Origin of the sequence: Aerosakkonema funiforme FACHB-1375 (assembly GCF_014696265.1) — a bacterium.
Lineage (GTDB): Bacteria > Cyanobacteriota > Cyanobacteriia > Cyanobacteriales > Aerosakkonemataceae > Aerosakkonema > Aerosakkonema funiforme_A.
This window is the reverse complement of record NZ_JACJPW010000032.1, coordinates 59827-77417: the sequence shown is the minus strand read 5'-3', so window position 1 is coordinate 77417 and position 17591 is coordinate 59827. Positions and strand designations below refer to the sequence as shown.

At 44.4% G+C, this 17591-nt stretch carries 12 protein-coding genes; 8 read left to right on the top strand and 4 right to left on the bottom strand.

The window, feature by feature from the left end; genetic code table 11:
• Positions 1 to 216: 216 nt before the first annotated feature.
• The 3 genes from H6G03_RS14205 to H6G03_RS14195 form a co-directional block, all read right to left on the bottom strand.
• Positions 217 to 1842 (bottom strand): NHLP bacteriocin system secretion protein, encoded by a 1626-nt coding sequence (locus H6G03_RS14205; RefSeq protein WP_190465021.1) that lies wholly within the window; start codon positions 1840 to 1842, stop codon positions 217 to 219.
• Between the two features lie 584 nt (positions 1843 to 2426).
• Positions 2427 to 4889, bottom strand: a complete 2463-nt coding sequence (locus H6G03_RS14200) for a Calx-beta domain-containing protein (protein ID WP_190465020.1) — start codon at positions 4887 to 4889, stop codon at positions 2427 to 2429.
• Between the two features lie 304 nt (positions 4890 to 5193).
• Positions 5194 to 5847 carry an alpha/beta hydrolase family protein gene (locus H6G03_RS14195; RefSeq protein WP_199315291.1) on the bottom strand — a complete coding sequence of 218 codons (654 nt, stop codon included), beginning with the start codon at positions 5845 to 5847 and terminating at the stop codon, positions 5194 to 5196.
• Positions 5848 to 6455: 608 nt separating this feature from the next.
• Here H6G03_RS14195 and H6G03_RS14190 point away from each other — a divergent pair.
• Positions 6456 to 6683 carry a hypothetical protein gene (locus H6G03_RS14190; RefSeq protein WP_190465019.1) on the top strand — a complete coding sequence of 76 codons (228 nt, stop codon included), beginning with the start codon at positions 6456 to 6458 and terminating at the stop codon, positions 6681 to 6683.
• On the opposite strand, the gene H6G03_RS14185 is transcribed toward H6G03_RS14190, so the two are convergent.
• The gene (locus H6G03_RS14185) at positions 6663 to 7439 is read right to left on the bottom strand and encodes a class I SAM-dependent methyltransferase (RefSeq protein WP_190465018.1); all 777 of its coding nucleotides are present in this window, start codon (positions 7437 to 7439) and stop codon (positions 6663 to 6665) included. The two genes, H6G03_RS14190 and H6G03_RS14185, sit on opposite strands and share 21 nt — an antisense overlap.
• 122 nt (positions 7440 to 7561) lie before the next feature.
• On the opposite strand from H6G03_RS14185, the gene H6G03_RS14180 reads away from it, so the two are divergent.
• The 7 genes from H6G03_RS14180 (at position 7562) to H6G03_RS14150 (ending at position 17306) form a co-directional block, all read left to right on the top strand.
• A complete protein-coding gene (locus tag H6G03_RS14180) occupies positions 7562 to 7720 on the top strand; it encodes a YqaE/Pmp3 family membrane protein (RefSeq protein WP_190465017.1) in 159 nt (52 codons plus the stop codon).
• 812 nt (positions 7721 to 8532) lie between these two features.
• Positions 8533 to 12732 (top strand): PAS domain S-box protein, encoded by a 4200-nt coding sequence (locus H6G03_RS14175; RefSeq protein WP_190465016.1) that lies wholly within the window; start codon positions 8533 to 8535, stop codon positions 12730 to 12732.
• Between the two features lie 288 nt (positions 12733 to 13020).
• A complete protein-coding gene (locus tag H6G03_RS14170) occupies positions 13021 to 13767 on the top strand; it encodes an energy-coupling factor ABC transporter permease (protein WP_190465015.1) in 747 nt (248 codons plus the stop codon).
• A gap of 88 nt (positions 13768 to 13855) precedes the next feature.
• A complete protein-coding gene (locus H6G03_RS14165; RefSeq protein ID WP_190465014.1) occupies positions 13856 to 14239 on the top strand; it encodes a PDGLE domain-containing protein in 384 nt (127 codons plus the stop codon).
• Between the two features lie 43 nt (positions 14240 to 14282).
• Entirely contained in the window at positions 14283 to 15059 is a 777-nt protein-coding gene (gene cbiQ, locus H6G03_RS14160) for a cobalt ECF transporter T component CbiQ (protein WP_456057568.1), read from the top strand.
• Positions 15060 to 15241: 182 nt separating this feature from the next.
• Positions 15242 to 16036, top strand: a complete 795-nt coding sequence (locus tag H6G03_RS14155) for an energy-coupling factor ABC transporter ATP-binding protein (RefSeq protein ID WP_190465012.1) — start codon at positions 15242 to 15244, stop codon at positions 16034 to 16036.
• A gap of 268 nt (positions 16037 to 16304) precedes the next feature.
• Complete coding sequence (locus tag H6G03_RS14150; RefSeq protein ID WP_190465011.1) at positions 16305 to 17306, top strand: multicopper oxidase domain-containing protein; 1002 nt, start codon at positions 16305 to 16307, stop codon at positions 17304 to 17306.
• The last annotated feature ends 285 nt before the right edge of the window (positions 17307 to 17591 follow it).

The window sequence follows — 17591 nt, the reverse complement described above, 5'->3', positions numbered from 1 at the left end:
TGTCAAGTCTTACAATACATTTGTACTATCCTGGGGTAGCGATCGCACTCCTGCAAGTGCCTTAACAAAAGTTCATACAGTGTCGATTACTTTTGTCCGACTACTTAATATCTAGGTTTGGTCGCCCCAATTTCTTTGATTTTCTTGAATAATGGCATCATCAATGTTTTACCCTGAAACTTGTGCTTTTTACCTGCTTCTCCCTGACTTTCCCTTCTACTTCGTGCCTAAGATTTCCCGCAGAAATGGTAGTAAAAAAGTAATAGGCGATCGCTCATCCACCGTCACCCTAACCGTTGCCGTAGTTCCTGGGGTAATTTTCGAGTTTGGGCCTTTGGAAGAAGACCATTTATAGCCGGTAGGATTGCGATCTTCTGTTTGCAAATTAGCAGTAACTTGAATTGCGGCTCCCGTTTGACTAATGAGACTTTTTACTACTTCTGAATTACCGATCGTCGCCACTGTTCCTTCAGCAGTAACAGCTAAAGGAGAAACTTCTGTAACTTGACCGACAATCCCCCCAAATCGTTCTCTTTGTACTGTATCTGGAGTAATTAAAACAGGCATTCCCGGTTGAATTTGCTTGCCATCTTTAATCGAAAAATAAGCTATTGCCAGACCTAACTTTTGCTCACTCCCAATTCGCATATTTCCCAAGCGACTACCAGGTTGTATCACCTGCCCGACAGCAGCAGTCAATTCCAAAATACAGCCATCTTGAGAACTTAAAATTTGGCTGTTTTCAGTTACTCTTTGCTCCAAAATAATCACTTCTCGGCCAACTTCTTGAATTTCTTGAATGCGCCGATTAGAAATTTCTAAATTTTCTTGTTCTAACCGTTTATATTTAGTATTTAATTCCTGCAATTGAGCTTGAATTTCATTAATAGAACGAAGATTGTCCAGATATTCCCGCTCAGTTCTTACGCTTTGCAGTTCCAATTCTTGCAACTGCGCTTGTAACTCACCGATGTTGTTCACATTTTGTTGGTAACTTTGCTGAGTTTGCGCCTCAGTTAAATCCAGTTGTTTTAGCTGTGCTTCCAGTTCCGCAATATCTTGCACCCCCTGGTTGTACTCTTTTTCTACCTGCAAAACTGTGTCTGTAGATATTGCGCCATTAACTGCCAATTCCCGGCGTTTTTTCAGTCTTTGTTCCAGCACGGGAACTAAAGCTCGAGCATCTTTTAAGCGTTGTTGTAAACTGAGGCGCTGTTGTTGAATTGCGGTTAATCCTTTCTCTTTCAAAGTAGGAGCAAACGATTGCGCTTCTTGCAATCGTTGCTGCAAACTCAGCTTTTGTTTGGCGATGGCATTCAAGCCTCTTTCTTTGAGGATCGGAGTCATTGCTTGAGCATCTTGCAAGCGTCTTTGTAGACTTTCTTGGGAAACTGCGATCGCAATTTTTTCCAATTCCATCCTCTGCTTAGATACTAACGAAGTTTCTCCAGTTTGTTTTTGCAACTGAAGCAATTTTTCTTTAGCCAACTGTAATTGTTTTTGCATCTCTAAAGGATTAATAGTTGCCAACAATTCATCTTTCTTAACACACTGACCGCCAGTAACTTTTAAAGATTGTATTCTGCCACCAATAGAAGATTGTAAATCTACTACTTGTCGGGGTTGCAAAAAAATAGCCCGACCTTCAATTGCGATAGGAATGCGACCCAAAATGCTCCATACCAAACCGATCGCAGTCAAACCACCAAAAACAGTCAAAGCTAACCAATCTTTAGGCGCAAGTACCTGCATCAGTTGGTCTAAACGCTCAGGAGAAGATAAGCGTTCCAAAGACTCTTGACGAAAAATGCTTTCTTTTTTGCTGTCCCGATTGAAAACCATATTTGATTCTACACCCAGAGGCGCTCTAGATTTGGCGATAATTTTATAACGTTAACTTTTATCTAATCCATTACCTAGAAATAATAGAAAAAAAACATCTTTCAGCCTGACTTCATTCGTTCGTCAACCCTTTTTGCTTTTCCTACTTCTTTTCCTTTTCTGCTAATTTTTCAGCCATCCCGATTTCGAGAAAATGAATCGTGTATAGCCCAAATCATCAGGAACGGCAACCCAAGCCCCAATATTAGATTTAATATCATAGCGTTCTAACAACCACCAATAACCCGATCCAATTCCTAAACCAACAATAAAGTGAATGAACTTATCGGATAAAAAATACATTTTTAATGCACCAGCCAGAAGATACTGAAAAAGGGAAATTTTAGCTTATATAAGTGAATATAGCTTATAATCAATGAAAACACAAATATTTCTGCATATTTTCGCTAGAATCGGGCTGCCAATTTCTTTCTTCAAAGTTTCTCGACAATCCAGTCGAGTACCGCTCGATCGACTAATGACACTAACTAAAAAATTGCCTGTAGCGATCGCCAAGCGCTACAGGCTAAGAGTAAAGATGCCAGCTAGAATAGGTACACTGCGCCAGCAGCTTCGTTATCGGAGGGTGCCCCAATGATGATGTTATTGCCTACAGCTGCCAATGAGCTGCCGAAAAAATCTCCTTGGGAATAACCGTAACCTTCTGACTCTGGTTTAGGGTTGAGATAAGTTTGCAACAGCGCTCCTGTAGAGCCGTCAAATAGGTATGCTGCTCCACTATTTTCAACACTCGTATTATGGAATGGTGCGCCGATGAGGACGTTGTTGCCCACCGCCACGATCGGACTGCCGAATCCCTCGAACACATCTAGTGTCGGGTTGAGGAAGGTTTGCAAGAGCGCCCCTGTCGTACTGTCGAATAGGTAGGCAGCCCCTGCTGCTGGGGTTCCTGGTGCGCCGATGAGGACGTTGTTGCCGGCTGCCGCTACTGAAATGCCGAATGAGTCGTGTTCTCCGGGGGTCGGATTGAGGAACGTTTGCAAAAGTGCGCCTGTAGTACTGTCAAACAAATAAGCTGCTGCCGCATTAGCACCAGCTGTGTTGCCAAACGGTGCGCCAATGAGAACGTTGTTGCCTACTGCCGCTAGTGAATAGCCAAACCAATCGAAATTATCGGGGGTCGGATCGAGGAATGTTTGCAAAAGCGCCCCTGTATTACCGTCAAACAGATACACTGCTCCATCATCAGGAGCTTCCCTATCGTCATCTGGGGCTGCGATGAGGATGTTATTGCCCAATGCTTCTACTGAAGAGCCGAAAAGAAGATTGCGATTTGAAGAAGGATTGACGAAACTTTTCAGGAGTGTCCCCGTATCCCCATCAAACAAATAAGCCGCCGCACTTCCAAACGATCTTGGTGCCCCTATGAGAACGTTGTTACCCACAGTCCCTATTGACATATCAAAGAAATTCGCATCATCGGGTCTGAAGAAAGACTGAAGCAGCGCACCTGTAGTAACGTCAAACTTGTAGGCTGCTCCATTGGCTCCAGGAAGTGAACTATCACCGCTCGATTGGATCAGGACGCTGTTATTCAATGGTTCTATAGAGATCCCGAAACGAAAAGTGGAACTATCTGGTATATCGAAAGTGAGTTTGGGAACAGATACAGAATCATTATCTACAATTTGCAAAACCGCCGAATTTTGTAGCCCAACTTCAGTGCCGCCTGTAGGGTTAGTTAAGTTTAAATTGATGCTCTCTGTATACTCGCCCACAGCATCGTTAACAATGGGAATTGTTACCGTTTTACTCGTTTCTCCCGCCGCAAAATTTAAGACTACTGGCGTATTGTTATAATCGGCAGGCGCAGTTGCAGTACCGTTACTCGACGTTACCGTAACGCTGGCGGCTGCATTCAATCCATCCGTGCGCGTGACCGTCACCGCCTGAATTGGTGTTCCATCTTCATTCACCTGGAAAGTTGGCGCAGTAAATGTGAAAACACCTGGAATAGAAAAATCAGCCGAGTCGATCGCACTACGATTCACTCCCTTTAATACTGCTAAAAATTGGCCTGTAAGATTATCTTGGATAATCGTGTCATTCGTATTAGCTCCCGTGCCTTGAAATATATTCAAATCTGAGACTTGGAAACCTGCTATTAATCCAATTGCATCTTCACCGTTAACAAAATCAGTAATAATATCCGCTTGCGTTAAACTTGCACCGCCTATTCCCTTTTCCAAAAAAAAGATATCTTTACCATCGCCTCCAGTTAAAGTATCTATTCCTCTGTCTCCGTAAATCAAATCATCGCCAACATCACCAGAAATGATGTCATCATCTCTGCCACCCCGCAAAATATCGTTTCCCTGTCCGCCAAAAACCGTATCGTTTCCCTGATTGCCATTAATTTCATCATCATCTTCATTTCCGGATAACAAATCCTCGCCTCGACCGCCAAAAATTGCATCTTTACCTTCTGCACCAAAGAGGGTATCGTCTCCCAAGTCCCCATATAAGCTGTCATCGCCTAATTCAGCAAATATTCGGTCATTATCTATTCCTCCCCTTAATAAATCGCTGCCATCACCTCCATAAACTGTATCGTTTCCCTGATTACCGTTAATTACATCTGCGCCTGTATCCCCCAGCAAACTATCGTTACCATCTAACCCAAACAGCGTGTCATTACCAGCTTCACCAAATAGGAAATCATCCCCATCGCCGCTGAAGTTAGATTCTATGCCGCTATCTCCATATAAAAAGTCATCGCCATTGCCGCCTCTGGCTGTATCGTTGCCCAAATCGCCGTATAGAGAATCATTTCCAACATCGCCTAGTAAGAGGTCATTATCCTTACCGCCTCTTACTAAATCGTTACCGACTCCACCGTTTGCGGTATCGTTGCCCGTGTTGCCGTTGAGTTGGTCATTTGCTTCTAAACCAAGTAGGTTATCATTTCCTGAATTACCTAAAGCAAAGTCATCTTCTGGAGTGCCGATGAGAGTATCGTTTTCTAAAGTTCCCAATAAAGTAGCCATTTTTCATCCCTACTCTTACTACCAAAAATATTTTGTTTTTTCTGTTTACACTATCTATCTTCATATAATCTCAACTTGTTTCCAGAGCTTTTAACGGTTAATTTAAATTTGATATAGCTCCGAAAATGGTATATAATTATGCTACCAATTATTGCCAGTAAATTTGGTAGCAAGCTGAGCATTAATTAGTTTTGAAAAAAGCATTATTGAAAACTAATCTCAATTACTATAAACAACAAAAAATCTGAACATAAAGCAAACATTGCTTAATATTCTCTAGGAATAGGGCTGCAAATTTGTTTGTTCAAAGTTGATCGACAATCCAGTCGCGTACCGCTCGATCGACTTGTTGAGAAACTTCGTTAAGATTGTGATCTGCACCTTTGTAAAGGATGAGGTGCTTGGGTTCTTGAGCGAGACTGTAGATATACTGGGAGCAGACAGCTGGAAGTATGCGATCGACTGTACCGTGAATGAGCAAGATCGAGCATCGGGGTGCTAAGTTGGCTGCTGCTGCCGCACCGTAACTTTGTGTAGCGAGCGTTACCACGGTACATACAGTATCGGCAATGGCACCAGCCTGAATCACGACAGCACCGCCGAAAGAGTGACCGATGAGAGCGATCGCATCAACACCTTCGCTTTCCAAATAACTAATTCCTGCCAGAACATCGAGGATAGCTTCTTCAAGAATAGTTGAGTGGCGGAAGCGTACCCGCACAGAAGCAATTCCCTCAGCTATCAACTCCTGGCAAAGTCGCGGATACAGTTTGTTTGCCGGTGTATCCCAGTCGCCGCCAATACCGCCTACCCAGATAACACCGCGCTTAGTACTGGGAACCTTGTAGTAGCGGCACTCAACATTGCCACGGTTTGTCACCAATCTGACTGGATAGTAACTATCCCTCATCGCTTCTACTTCGAGGTTGTTAATTACCATCCCTAATGCTATTGCCACAGATCGGACTCCAGATTCTCGTTTTACGATCGATCATCGTGTCCCCTGGGCTAAGTAGCCTCTATCATCGGATCTACATTCGTCAGATTAGCAGCAGCAGAGATGGCGATCTTGTATATGTCTATACGCGCTGTCTTAACCGAGAATTTCAGATTTTAAATTGGAAATTGCAAATTTTGGTTAATGTCTCGCCTGAGAGTGGGTGTACTCATATGCGTACAAAAGTGATTTTTGCTACACTTTTTCATGTATATCTGGGGACTTATGGCAAGTAGAAAAAATATTTCTTAACATTAAGATAGTCAAGAGAGTAGAAGGAAGGGTAAAAAAATCCTCTATCCCTCGAATGACTGTGTTGCTATTCGTTTTAGACCAAGTTTTGTCCTTCAACTACCCGCTCAAAAGTTTGATGTACACCCCAAATACTTGAAAACCATTCATAAGGCTGACGGCTATGAGTACCAATTCTGAAAATAAGGAAACGCTCACGCTCAATTTGTTTGCTGGCGGCAATTCCCCTCCCGCTAACCCTACCCTTGTATAACGGGAGCCCCCTTGCCGCACCTCAGATGGTTAATCGAGTTATTTACAGCAACGAGGCTGAACTTATGAATAACGACCAACCTTCAGAAACTTCTACTTTTTTGGGAAATCTCAAAAGCGGGATCTGGCTTGTGGGAATCTCATCTTGGCTATTTGGAATCACCGATAGAAGTATCGCGGCTTTAGCTGATGGTTATCTGTCTGCCATAGATATCGCCCAGCTATTTACAGCGTTCTTCTTCTTTGTAAGTTGGTTGTTTCTCAAGCCGAAATCAACTAGGGTCAACAGTTAGAGTGCCGCGCAGGAAGACTGACCAAAGGTGAAAAGAACGGCGTGGTAAGCCGACAATTGAGAAGGCTGATTTTGCTTCTGGCGAAGCGTTATCTAAAAGTGTTTCCAATTGTGCAATAGCTGCCGGCGGTGTTTTCTGGCGTGCAGTCCAGTCGGCGAAGTCAATTTGCAACTGCCAGGAGGAGATAACTTGGAGGTGCATCCCTACCTTTTCTCCGCAAGCCTGCCATTGAGAGATTTTCCAGTCGCAACTGTGGGAAGGGTCGCGCAATTGTTCCACTCGATCGATAAAATCAGCTAGGGCTGAATCTGACGGCGAAATAATATCTACCAAGAGAAATTGCCCATTCGGCTTGAGAACGCGCACAATTTCAGTCAGGGCGGGTGTCAGACTGGGGAAGTGATGGGCAACATAGCGACAGGTAACGATATCGAAGTGCTTGTCTGGGAAAGGAAGTGCTGTAGCGCTAGCTTCTCGAAAATGCACATTGGCGATCGCTTTTGCATCTGCTAGCTGTTTCGCCTCTATCAGCATACCTTGGCTGAGGTCAACCCCGATCGCTTCTCGGACGTGGGGTGCAAAAGCAAAAGCAGTATGACCCGCACCGCACCCGACATCGAGTAAAGTCATTTCTGATGTGGGCGCAGCTGCTTGCAGCATCAGCGCCAGGTCGTGTCCTTGTGCGAAGATAGGCGAAGTGCCGTAGGCGGCGGCGGCGTTGTCGAATTGCTGTCGAATGGCTTCTTCTGGTTGCATTTTAAATTTTTACTGCCTTTTGACCGATCGCGAAATCTTGCGTAGCGGTTAAGATTTTCTCACCCGACGCGATCGCTATGATAGAACTGTGAGCTGTAGATTGTCTGCAAAGGAGGTTTGTTGTGGATATCGTTCGCATCATTATCGCCATTTTCATACCCCCGCTAGGAGTATTTTTACAAGTCGGTCTTGGCGGACACTTTTGGCTGAATATCCTGTTAACGCTGTTTGGGTATGTTCCCGGACTGGTTCACGCCATATGGGTAATCGCGAAAAAATAAGAGATTTTAATATCTCAAACTTGATAAAAATCAAGCCAATCAATCAATTTAACATTTTTGGTTTTACATTGACCCCACTGGCAAATTTTTGACTGCCTTTTAGGGTTATTTCTATAGGCTTGACATACTGTATGCAATTTTTCTGCCCATCCAAAATGTAAAATCAAAAATGTAAAATAGGCTCTTTGTGAGATAGAGAACCTCAGCGTGCGATCGCCAGACAAAAAAGATGCAATCCACTTTTTTAGCTAGGAGTATAACCATTATCTCCTGTCCCTTTGCATCTATTTTCTGCAAAAGACAGGGAGAAAGACTTTTCTTTCTCTCTGTTTTTCTCTGGAAGTAGAGCAACGGATTGCTGGCCGGCAAGAAATACTTCCTTTCCGGCTTGGACATCAAAACGGGATAGCGATCGTCAGCCTATCGTTCCAGGCTACCTCAACCGCAATATTTCGCCGAAAAGCTGCCGATTGCAGCGATTTTTCACCTCAATGCCGATTTGCGATCGCTTCCAGCTTAAAATAAAGATACAAGTCAACTTCAAATTAAAATAATACCAAAATAAAGTTGACTAGCGAGTAACTTTCCGCTATGACAATATAAACAACTTTTTCTCTTCTGAGGTCGATTATGTTTAAGTCCTTTGATTAAAATCTACCCACTTAAAGTAGAAGATTCTCCCGCTCTACCCAGATGGCGAGTACTTGAACAGAAGCGATATTAGTAAGAAATGAATCGCCTTTTAATTTGAGGCATTAAGTTGTTTAGAGCCAATCAAAAACCGCTCTATCCGAAATTTAAAAGTTAGCCAAATGATAGAAATTCGCCAGAAAAAGTTTACCCCAATTCTCCTCATACTAATAGCAGCAGGTTATCTAGGTAATTATTTTAGCCTGTCAATGTTTTTTGGCGTAGATTTTCTCTTTGGCAGTATTCCAGTATTGCTGGTAGTGAGACTGTTCGGCGTAGGCTGGGGGACACTAGCAGCTATCTTGGCTAGCTGGCATACAGTGGTACTGTGGAACCATCCATATGCGGCAATTATTCTGATATGCGAAGCTATTTTTATCGGTTTTTCATTACACCGTTACAGCAAAAATATGCTGTTTTTGGATGGAATTTACTGGTTGCTAATCGGTATGCCATTGGTGTGGATATTTTATGCAGGCGCATTGCAAGTGGATACGATGCAAACATTACTGATCGCGCTCAAACAATCTGTCAATGGCATATTTAACGCCTTAGTTGCCAGCCTGATATTGACCAACTTACCAATTCAAAAATGGATAGCTATTCCCCAGGCAAAAAATACTATATCATTTCAACAAACTTTATTAAACTTGTTCGTTGCTTTTGTTTTTTTTCCATCTCTCACACTCATGGTTTTGAATGGACATCGCGTTATCAAGGATATTGAGACTGGAATTAACACACAAATTATATCCACTAATCAAGAGGTAGTTGCTTATCTAGAATCTTGGTATCAGCGACGTGTAGACACGCTAGAAGAACTAGCCAAAGTTGCTGCTGAGTCCGGTACTGATATATCCGATCGCTTACAGCAAAGTACAGCCCTAATTAAGCGGATATCGCCTGCTTTCGACAATCTATATGTTACCGATGCAGGGGGTACTATCATTGCCGCTTATCCAGTAAAAAATGAGTTGGGCAGATCGATGTTAGGTCTTAATATCGCTAAAAAACATGGTTTTGAAAAAGTAAAAAAATATTTAAAAGCATTAATAACTGATGGTCATATCCATATACATGGAGAGCATGAAATTTGTTTAAATGTGCCAGTTATTGTCAATAAAAAGTTTGGGGGTGTGGTTAATGCGACAGTAGATATGAGGGACATAAGCGAACGAATGAAATCGCATATTTCCAGTCAAAATTTACAAACATACCTAATTGATAATAAAGGACGCATCATTGCTAATAGCAAATCGGAGGGAGGAGTAATCGATCGCCTAAAAAGTGGGGAGATCCGACAAAAAGATAACGGCATTTATCAGTGGCTACCCCCAAAAGAAAATTTGCCTCCTATAGTGAGATGGAAAAACTCATTTTACAGACAGGAAACCCCTGTAGGTGAAAACTTACCCTGGAAACTGGTTGTGGAAGTAGCTGCTGCACCATATATTCTCAATTTACAAAATATCTATATCAATAACCTAGCCATAATGCTTATAATTGCTGGACTGGCATTTTTATCTGCAATGCTTGTAAGTCGTAGGTTAGTTAGTCCTTTATCAAACTTAGCCGCAGAGACTGCTAATTTGCCGGATAAAATCATGCAAGGAGAGAGGATTTATTGGCTAAATAATTCCGTTACAGAGATAGAAGCTTTAGTTGATAATTTTAAGATAATGGAGATGGCATTGCATGAAAAATTTCAGGAAATTAACAATGCCAAAGAAACTCTCGAACAAAGGGTGAAAGAGCGCACAGACAAGTTAGTCAAGGCGAACAAAAAATTAAGAAATGAAATCTGGGAACGGAAACGTTCGGAAAAATCATTGCGCGAGAAAGAAGAAGAATTAGCGCGGATTTTTGAGACAATACCTGACGGCATTACTGTTGTGAACAGAGAAGGAAAAATCGTATCTGCAAATGCCGCCGCCGAAAAAATTTTGCGTTTGTCGCGCAGCAAAATCACGGAGCGAATTTACAACGATCCGGCTTGGCGGATCGCAACGGTGGACGGAAAACCCTTTCCGGAAGAAGAACTTCCTTTTGTGCGAGTGATGCGAACAGCGGAATCGGTATACAATGTAGAACACGCGATCGAACATCCCGATGGCACGCGCACAATTTTATCCATAAATGCCGCACCGATCCATAATGCGGCAGGTATTGTAGTAAGTGCGATCGCAGCATCGATCGATATTACCGATCGCAAAGTCGCAGAGCAAGCGCTGCGGGAAAGCGAACAACGGTATCGCACCGTGATCGAGACAGTAGCTGAGGAGATCGTTTTACATCTGGCAGACGGCACTATTCAAGCTTGCAATGCCAGCGCCGAGCGCATTCTGGGGCTTTCAGCAGATGAAATGATGGGACGTAATTCTTTCGATCCGCGCTGGTGTGCAATTCGCGAAGATGGTTCTCCTTTCCCCGGCGAAGAACACCCAGCGATGGTAACTTTGCGTATCGGTAAGCCGCAGTCCAACGTGGTTATGGGGCTTGCCAAATCAGACGGAATGGTGACTTGGATTAGTATCAATACGCGCCCCTTATTCCGCTCGGAGGAAACCGCACCCTATGCGATCGTATCTTCGTTTTTCGACATTACCGATCGCAAGTTAGCAGAAGAAGCACTCCGCAAAAGTGAAGAAATGTATCGCACTTTGGCGAAAAACTTTCCTAATGGGGCAGTAATTTTATTCGATCGCGATTTGCGATATACGATCGCGGATGGAGAAGGTTTAGCAGCAGTCGGTCTGAATAAAGAATTATTAGAAGGAAAAACTATTTGGGAATCATTTCCTTCCGAAACCTGTGCAATTATAGAACCAACCTATCGTGCTGCCCTTGGCGGTGAAGCAAGCATCACGGAAGTCAATTATAGCAACTATACTTATGTAATGCACGTACTTCCCGTCAGAAACGATCGCGGCGAAATTTTTGCCGGGATGGTGATGACGCAAGACATTACTGACCTCAAACAAGCAGAGGCAGAAATTCGCAAGCTAAATGCCGATCTCGAACAAAGAGTAATCGAACGAACTGCCCAACTAGAAGCGGCAAATCAGCTTAAACATGAATTGCTCGTGCGCGAACAGATAGCCCGAACTCAAGCGCAAGCAAGCGAACAGCGTTTTCGCTTTCTCGCGGAAATTATGCCCCAACTTGTATGGACTGCCCGTCCGGATGGCGGATTGGATTACGTCAATCAGCGCACAGTTGATTATTTTGTCGTTTGTGCGGCAGAAATATTGGAATGGGGATGGCAGAATATGCTGTATCCAGATGATTTGCCACTCGCTGGGGAGCGCTGGCAAAAATCTCTCCAAACAGGTGAGCCTTACGAAATAGAATTTCGTTTGCTGCGGGGTAGCGACAAAACTTATCGCTGGCATTTGGTGCGTGCATTACCCCTACAAGATCGAGAGAATAAGATTGTCAGTTGGTTTGGAACTTGTACGGATATCGACGATCGAAAACAGGCAGAGGAAATACTGCGGCAACAAGCGGAAGCATTAGAGCAAGCTAACCGCATGAAAGATGAATTCCTCGCGGTAGTATCCCATGAGTTGCGTACTCCTCTTAATTCCGTACTGGGATGGGCTCAGCTGCTTCGGGCTCGCAAGTTTGACGAGCCTACTACCGATCGCGCCTTGGAAACGATCGAGCGCAACGCCAAGTTACAGGCACAATTAATCGATGATATTCTCGATATCTCCCGCATTATTAGAGGCAAGCTGCGTCTTTCTATGCGCCCGGTTGACCTTGTATCTGTTATAGCGGCGGCGATCGATTCTGTCGTGCCGACAGCCGCAGCTAAAAAGATACAACTTGAGTCTAAACTTGATGCGGTCGGTTTGGTTTTGGTTGATGCCGATCGCTTGCAGCAAGTTGTTTGGAATCTTGTTTGCAACGCCATCAAGTTTACTCCCTCTGGCGGACGTGTTGAAGTGCGATTGCAGCAATTGCAGATTTCAAATTTAAAATTGCAAATTGAAGATGAAAATTTTGCTTTCAATCTGCAATCGGAAATTTCAAATCTGAAATTAAATCAATGTGAAATTTCCTATGCCCAAATTACAGTAAAGGATACCGGTAAGGGCATCAGTCCCGATTTTCTTCCCTATGTGTTCGATCGCTTTCGCCAAGCCGATAGCTCAATTACGAGAACTTATGGCGGATTGGGACTGGGATTGGCGATCGTGCGTCATTTGGTGGAACTCCACGGTGGTACTGTCTGTGCAGCTAGCGATGGCGAAGGAAAGGGCGCGACTTTCATCGTGAGGTTGCCTCTCTGGCAAGAAAGCCGGAGAGAAGAAATTTGATATTTACATACCTGGTTCGGTTGTATTGCGATCGTCTGTGCCCCTCAGACAGAGGGCAGTTTGAGGAGCAGAGGGAAAAGAAACAACCAGTTTATGCAAATTCAACTATTAACCGATCCCGCAAAAAATCTATCTAATGGTGTATTTATAGCGATAGTTGTCGATTATTAGCTAAATAATAAATTTATCCTTAAGATACCCCCCTGTAGCATTGCATTTTTTAGGCAATACAGGTTTTATTAAAGGGTTACACCTCAGAAAACTGCCTTTAAGGGACGCTTGTTGATTATGGTGACATTCCTGTTACCGAATATTTCTTTCTCAAGCTGGGTGCGCTGGGTAATACAGCCGCAGCTAGCATTGCATATTCCAGATGGCTTCTTGAACCTGCCAGTTAGCTTAGTAACGTGGGTACTGGCGATCGCGCTGATCGCACTCGCTCTCAACCGCGTACAGGAAGACTACAAGGAACGAGCAGTCCCCCTGATGGGTGTTTGCGGAGCATTTATTTTTGCTGCCCAAATGATTAATTTTCCCATTCCGGGAGGTACATCCGGTCACTTGCTAGGTGGAACGCTAGCTGGAGTTTTACTCGGCCCGTGGGCTGGTTCTTTGGTAATGGCGGCAGTCTTCATTGTACAGGCTGTTTTGTTTCAGGATGGCGGTCTGACAGTCCTGGGAGCCAACATTACCAATATGGGATTAATTGGCACATTTGCCGGTTACTATCTATACAAAATAATTCGGGTTTCACTAGGCCGAAATACTTGGCGAGGAATGTTAGCTGGCACGGTAGTATCTGCTTGGACAAGCGTGTTTGTAGCTGCAATTTTGACTGCTGTGCAATTAGCTTTATCAGGCACAGTTCCGTTGGGAGTAGCTATATCGGCAATGGCTTTTTGGCACGTATTGATTGGCATTGGTGAAGCAATTATTACTGCGATCGCAGTTAGTTTTGTTTGGAAGAGTCGGCCCGATTTGTTCTTTGACCCACCTCGATTAGGTCGAAGAGAGGGCGTCGGGGCTAGGGGCTAGGGGCTAGGGGGTAGAGGGAAAAGGGAAAGAGGGGAGAGGGAAAAGGGGAAGAGTTTTCATGATGCTTATTGATGTAGGATGAAAGTTTATGAGTAGTAACATCGATCGCGATCGCAACCGCGCTTTTGTCATCGCTGGTTTGGGAGTAGCGCTGCTGATTGCAATTTTCGTCTCTCCATTCGCCAGCTCAGATCCAGATGGATTAGACCGAGTTTCTCAGGAGCTCAAATTTGAGGATAAAGCAATTGAAGAGGCACCAGCCAAAAAATTACCCTTTTACGCTATTTTTGAAGAATACGCTCTCCGAGGTGTACCCGAACAAGTTGCCACTCCCCTGGCAGGTTTGGTAGGAACATTAACTACATTTGGTTTAGCTTGGGGTATTGGCAAATTGGTAGTTCGCAATTCCGCTGCATCTTTGCCAAACGATACAACTCCCCACCCAGATAAAGTCGATCGATCCTTGGATTAAAAAATCCCAAATCCTCTCATCCAAAATTCAAAATTCTTAGATGCTGCTGCACGTCAATGTCTTTCAACTAGATATCGATAGCAAACACGATACTTGGTGGCATTCATTAGCACCGCGTACTCGCATACTTTGTACCCTGCTAATTGTATTTGCCATTGCCTTAACACCAAACGGACGTTGGTGGACTTGGGCAATTTATGGAGTAGCTGTGTTGAGCTTTATTTTACTCAGTCGCGTAACTTTACCTGTGCTGCTGAAGCGAATCGCAATTGAATTTGCTTTTATCGGTGTCGTGCTGCTGGGTACTTTGTTTCGCGACGGCGGTCAAACTATTTGGTCTTGGGGGCCACTAAAAATTACCACAGCGGGATTGATTGTTTTGGGTAGCGTAACGAGTAAGGCATTGCTATCCCTGGTAATGCTCAATTTGCTAACTCTAACTACTTCCATTCCCGCGTTGTTGAATGCCTTAGTAGCATTGCGAGTACCACCGCTCCTAGTGGCAATTTTGGCATCAATGTATCGCTACATAAGCGTTTTAATTGGCGAATTTAATGCCATGCGTCGGGCAGCAGCGTCTCGCAATTTGATGGGCAAAAACCGCTGGCAACGTTTAGTAATTGGCAACATGATGGGGTCGCTATTTATTCGCACTTACGATCGCGGAGAGCGAGTTTATCAGGCTATGCTGGCGCGGGGTTATCAGGGAGTACCCCCTGTCGAAAATGTTCCGCCTGGTGGACGACACGATATTGTAGCTATAACTTTAACATTTATTTGGGCACTGCTGGGACAAGCGATTTATTTGCGTTGGCAGTAGCAATGTATAGCTAGGGACTAGGGGCTAGGGGCTAGGGGTTAGGGAACAGGAAGTAGGGAAAAGGGTTACGCAGTAAGGGATGGAAGGTGAGAGGTAAGAATTGGATCTGTCCTAACCGACGAGGGCGGTTGCTATAAAATCTAAAATCCAAAATCCAAAATCCAAAATCTAAATTCGTTTCGATGCACCACAATCCGATCTCAATTGAAAATCTTAGTTATACTTACCCTGATGGAACTCATGCTCTCAGGAATATCAATTTGTTTATTCGCGCCAATGAAAGAGTGGCGTTAATTGGGGCTAATGGTTCGGGAAAATCTACATTGCAGTTACATTTGAACGGGATTATTCTGCCCCAAGAAGGAGAAGTGAAGGTGGGCGAATGGGTTGTCAATTCGGAGAATTTGCGCCAAATTCGTAATTTTGTGGGGCTGGTATTTCAGAATCCAGATAATCAGCTATTTATGCCGACAGTGTGGGAAGATGTTGCTTTTGGCCCAATGAATCAGGGTTTGCGAGATGAGGAATTGAAAAAGCGAGTTATTCAGGCATTAGCAGCCGTTGAGATCGATCCGCAACGTTACGGAAAGCGAAATACGGACAATTTATCTGGAGGGGAAAAGAAACGAATTGCGATCGCAGGTGTTTTAGCTATGCAGCCGCAGGTGTTGGTACTCGACGAACCTTCTGCACAGCTAGATCCCCGTTCTCGCCGTCATTTGATCGATTTGCTGCAAGGTTTGCCTTTGACGCAGTTGATTGCAACGCACGATTTGGATATGGCGCTGGAACTGTGCGATCGCACCATTGTTTTGAGTCAGGGTCAGGTGGTGTACGATGGTAAAACCGAGCCAGTGATGAGCGATCGCGATTTTTTACTTCAGCACGCTTTAGAGTTACCCCTCAGCTACAGTCGCCCTTACTGTCTCCTGCAAGACTCTCCCGTTTTTTCTCTTCCGCAACACCATAATCCCTGAAGTCAAAAGTCAAAAGTCAAAAGTCAAAAATTTTCCTTTTTCCTAGCCCCTAATCCCTAACCCCTAACCCCAAACGATTGGATTATTTATCTCAATAATTTAAATATTCAACCAGCCGCAACAAAATTTCACGGTTGTGTTTACCCGTCGAGGTATACTCGAACTTAGTCCTGGGCACAGTCGGAAGAAGAGTCACTAAATTAGAGATTTTGTCAAGAAGTTTTTTAGAATTATTTGCAATAATGAACTGAGAACTCTTGACAATAAGATGGGTCATCACCTCATACCAGAGAAAGGAAAGCCTTGGAGCCGACGACAAATTTTGCAACTGGGATTGGCAGGCGGTATCGGTGTAACAGGTGCGGCGATCGCACTTTCTACCCTGATGCCAAAACGAACATCACAGGTAAAGATACCGCCAATCCCGAACGATACGCCTAACTTTGGCAACGGCATCAACCCGATGTTACTGCTGCGGGATTTCGACTACGGCACCGTCAAGCGAGAGAACGGACGCACGATCAGAGAATTTCGCCTCACTGCCAGTAATTCCACGCTGCAATTGAATAGCGCTGTCACTTTTAATACCTGGAATGTGAACAATCGCGTGCCTGGGCCAACACTGCGAGCCAGGGAAGGCGATCGCGTGCGAGTCCTCTTCTATAACAAAGGCGGACATTCCCACTCCCTGCACTTTCACGGCACCCACCCTTCCGAGATGGATGGAGTCAAACCGATCGCCAACGGTAAAGCCACAATTTACGAATTCGACGCCCAACCCTACGGCGTCCACCTTTACCACTGCCACGTCGAACCGGTGACTCGTCACATCGGCAAAGGACTCTACGGTATGTTTATCGTCGATCCGCCGCGTCCGCGTCCGCCCGCTGATGAAATGGTGCTAATAATGGCAGGTTACGACATAAATGACGACAACCGCAACGAACTTTATGCTTTTAATGGCTTGCCGCACTATTATATGCACCATACCATTCCCATTTACACAAACCAGTTGGTGCGATTGTACGTCCTCAACATGATTGAGTTTGAAGCTGCTGTCACCTTTCACCTGCACGCGAACTTCTTTGATGTCTACCGCAGCGGGATGTCTCTAACTCCCAGCGAAACAACCGACGTGATTACGATGGGTATAGCTGAGCGTCACATTCTAGAATTCACCTACCGGTATCCGGGGAAATATATGTTTCATCCCCACCAGGATCAGATCGCCCAAGCCGGTTGTATGGGTCAGTTTGAAGCGATGGGCTAGGGGTTAGGGGTTAGGGGTTAGGGGTTAGGGGTTAGGGGTTAGGGCGTCGGGGAAGAGGGAGGAGGAGGAATTTTTGAATGATTGACTTTCCCTAATCCCTAATCCCTAACCCCTAACCCCTAACCTAACCCCTTTTTGACTTTTGACTTCCCCTAGTTGGTGAATAATTTGCAATTTACTTGACAAAAATTCTCACTAGCTGCAAGATAGTTAATTTGATAGCTTCAACAGAATACCGTTGCAAAACTCGGTTTAGAGGGCAGGTCATCGAACCAAATTCAAGGG

Coding starts and splice junctions, on each gene's coding strand:
- H6G03_RS14205 (WP_190465021.1), bottom strand. CDS start 1,842: ATGGTTTTCAATCGGGACAGCAAAAAAGAAAGCATTTTTCGTCAAGAG.
- H6G03_RS14150 (WP_190465011.1), top strand. CDS start 16,305: ATGGGTCATCACCTCATACCAGAGAAAGGAAAGCCTTGGAGCCGACGA.
- H6G03_RS14185 (WP_190465018.1), bottom strand. CDS start 7,439: ATGCAACCAGAAGAAGCCATTCGACAGCAATTCGACAACGCCGCCGCC.
- H6G03_RS14155 (WP_190465012.1), top strand. CDS start 15,242: ATGCACCACAATCCGATCTCAATTGAAAATCTTAGTTATACTTACCCT.
- H6G03_RS14200 (WP_190465020.1), bottom strand. CDS start 4,889: ATGGCTACTTTATTGGGAACTTTAGAAAACGATACTCTCATCGGCACT.
- H6G03_RS14165 (WP_190465014.1), top strand. CDS start 13,856: ATGAGTAGTAACATCGATCGCGATCGCAACCGCGCTTTTGTCATCGCT.
- H6G03_RS14190 (WP_190465019.1), top strand. CDS start 6,456: ATGAATAACGACCAACCTTCAGAAACTTCTACTTTTTTGGGAAATCTC.
- H6G03_RS14170 (WP_190465015.1), top strand. CDS start 13,021: ATGGTGACATTCCTGTTACCGAATATTTCTTTCTCAAGCTGGGTGCGC.
- H6G03_RS14175 (WP_190465016.1), top strand. CDS start 8,533: ATGATAGAAATTCGCCAGAAAAAGTTTACCCCAATTCTCCTCATACTA.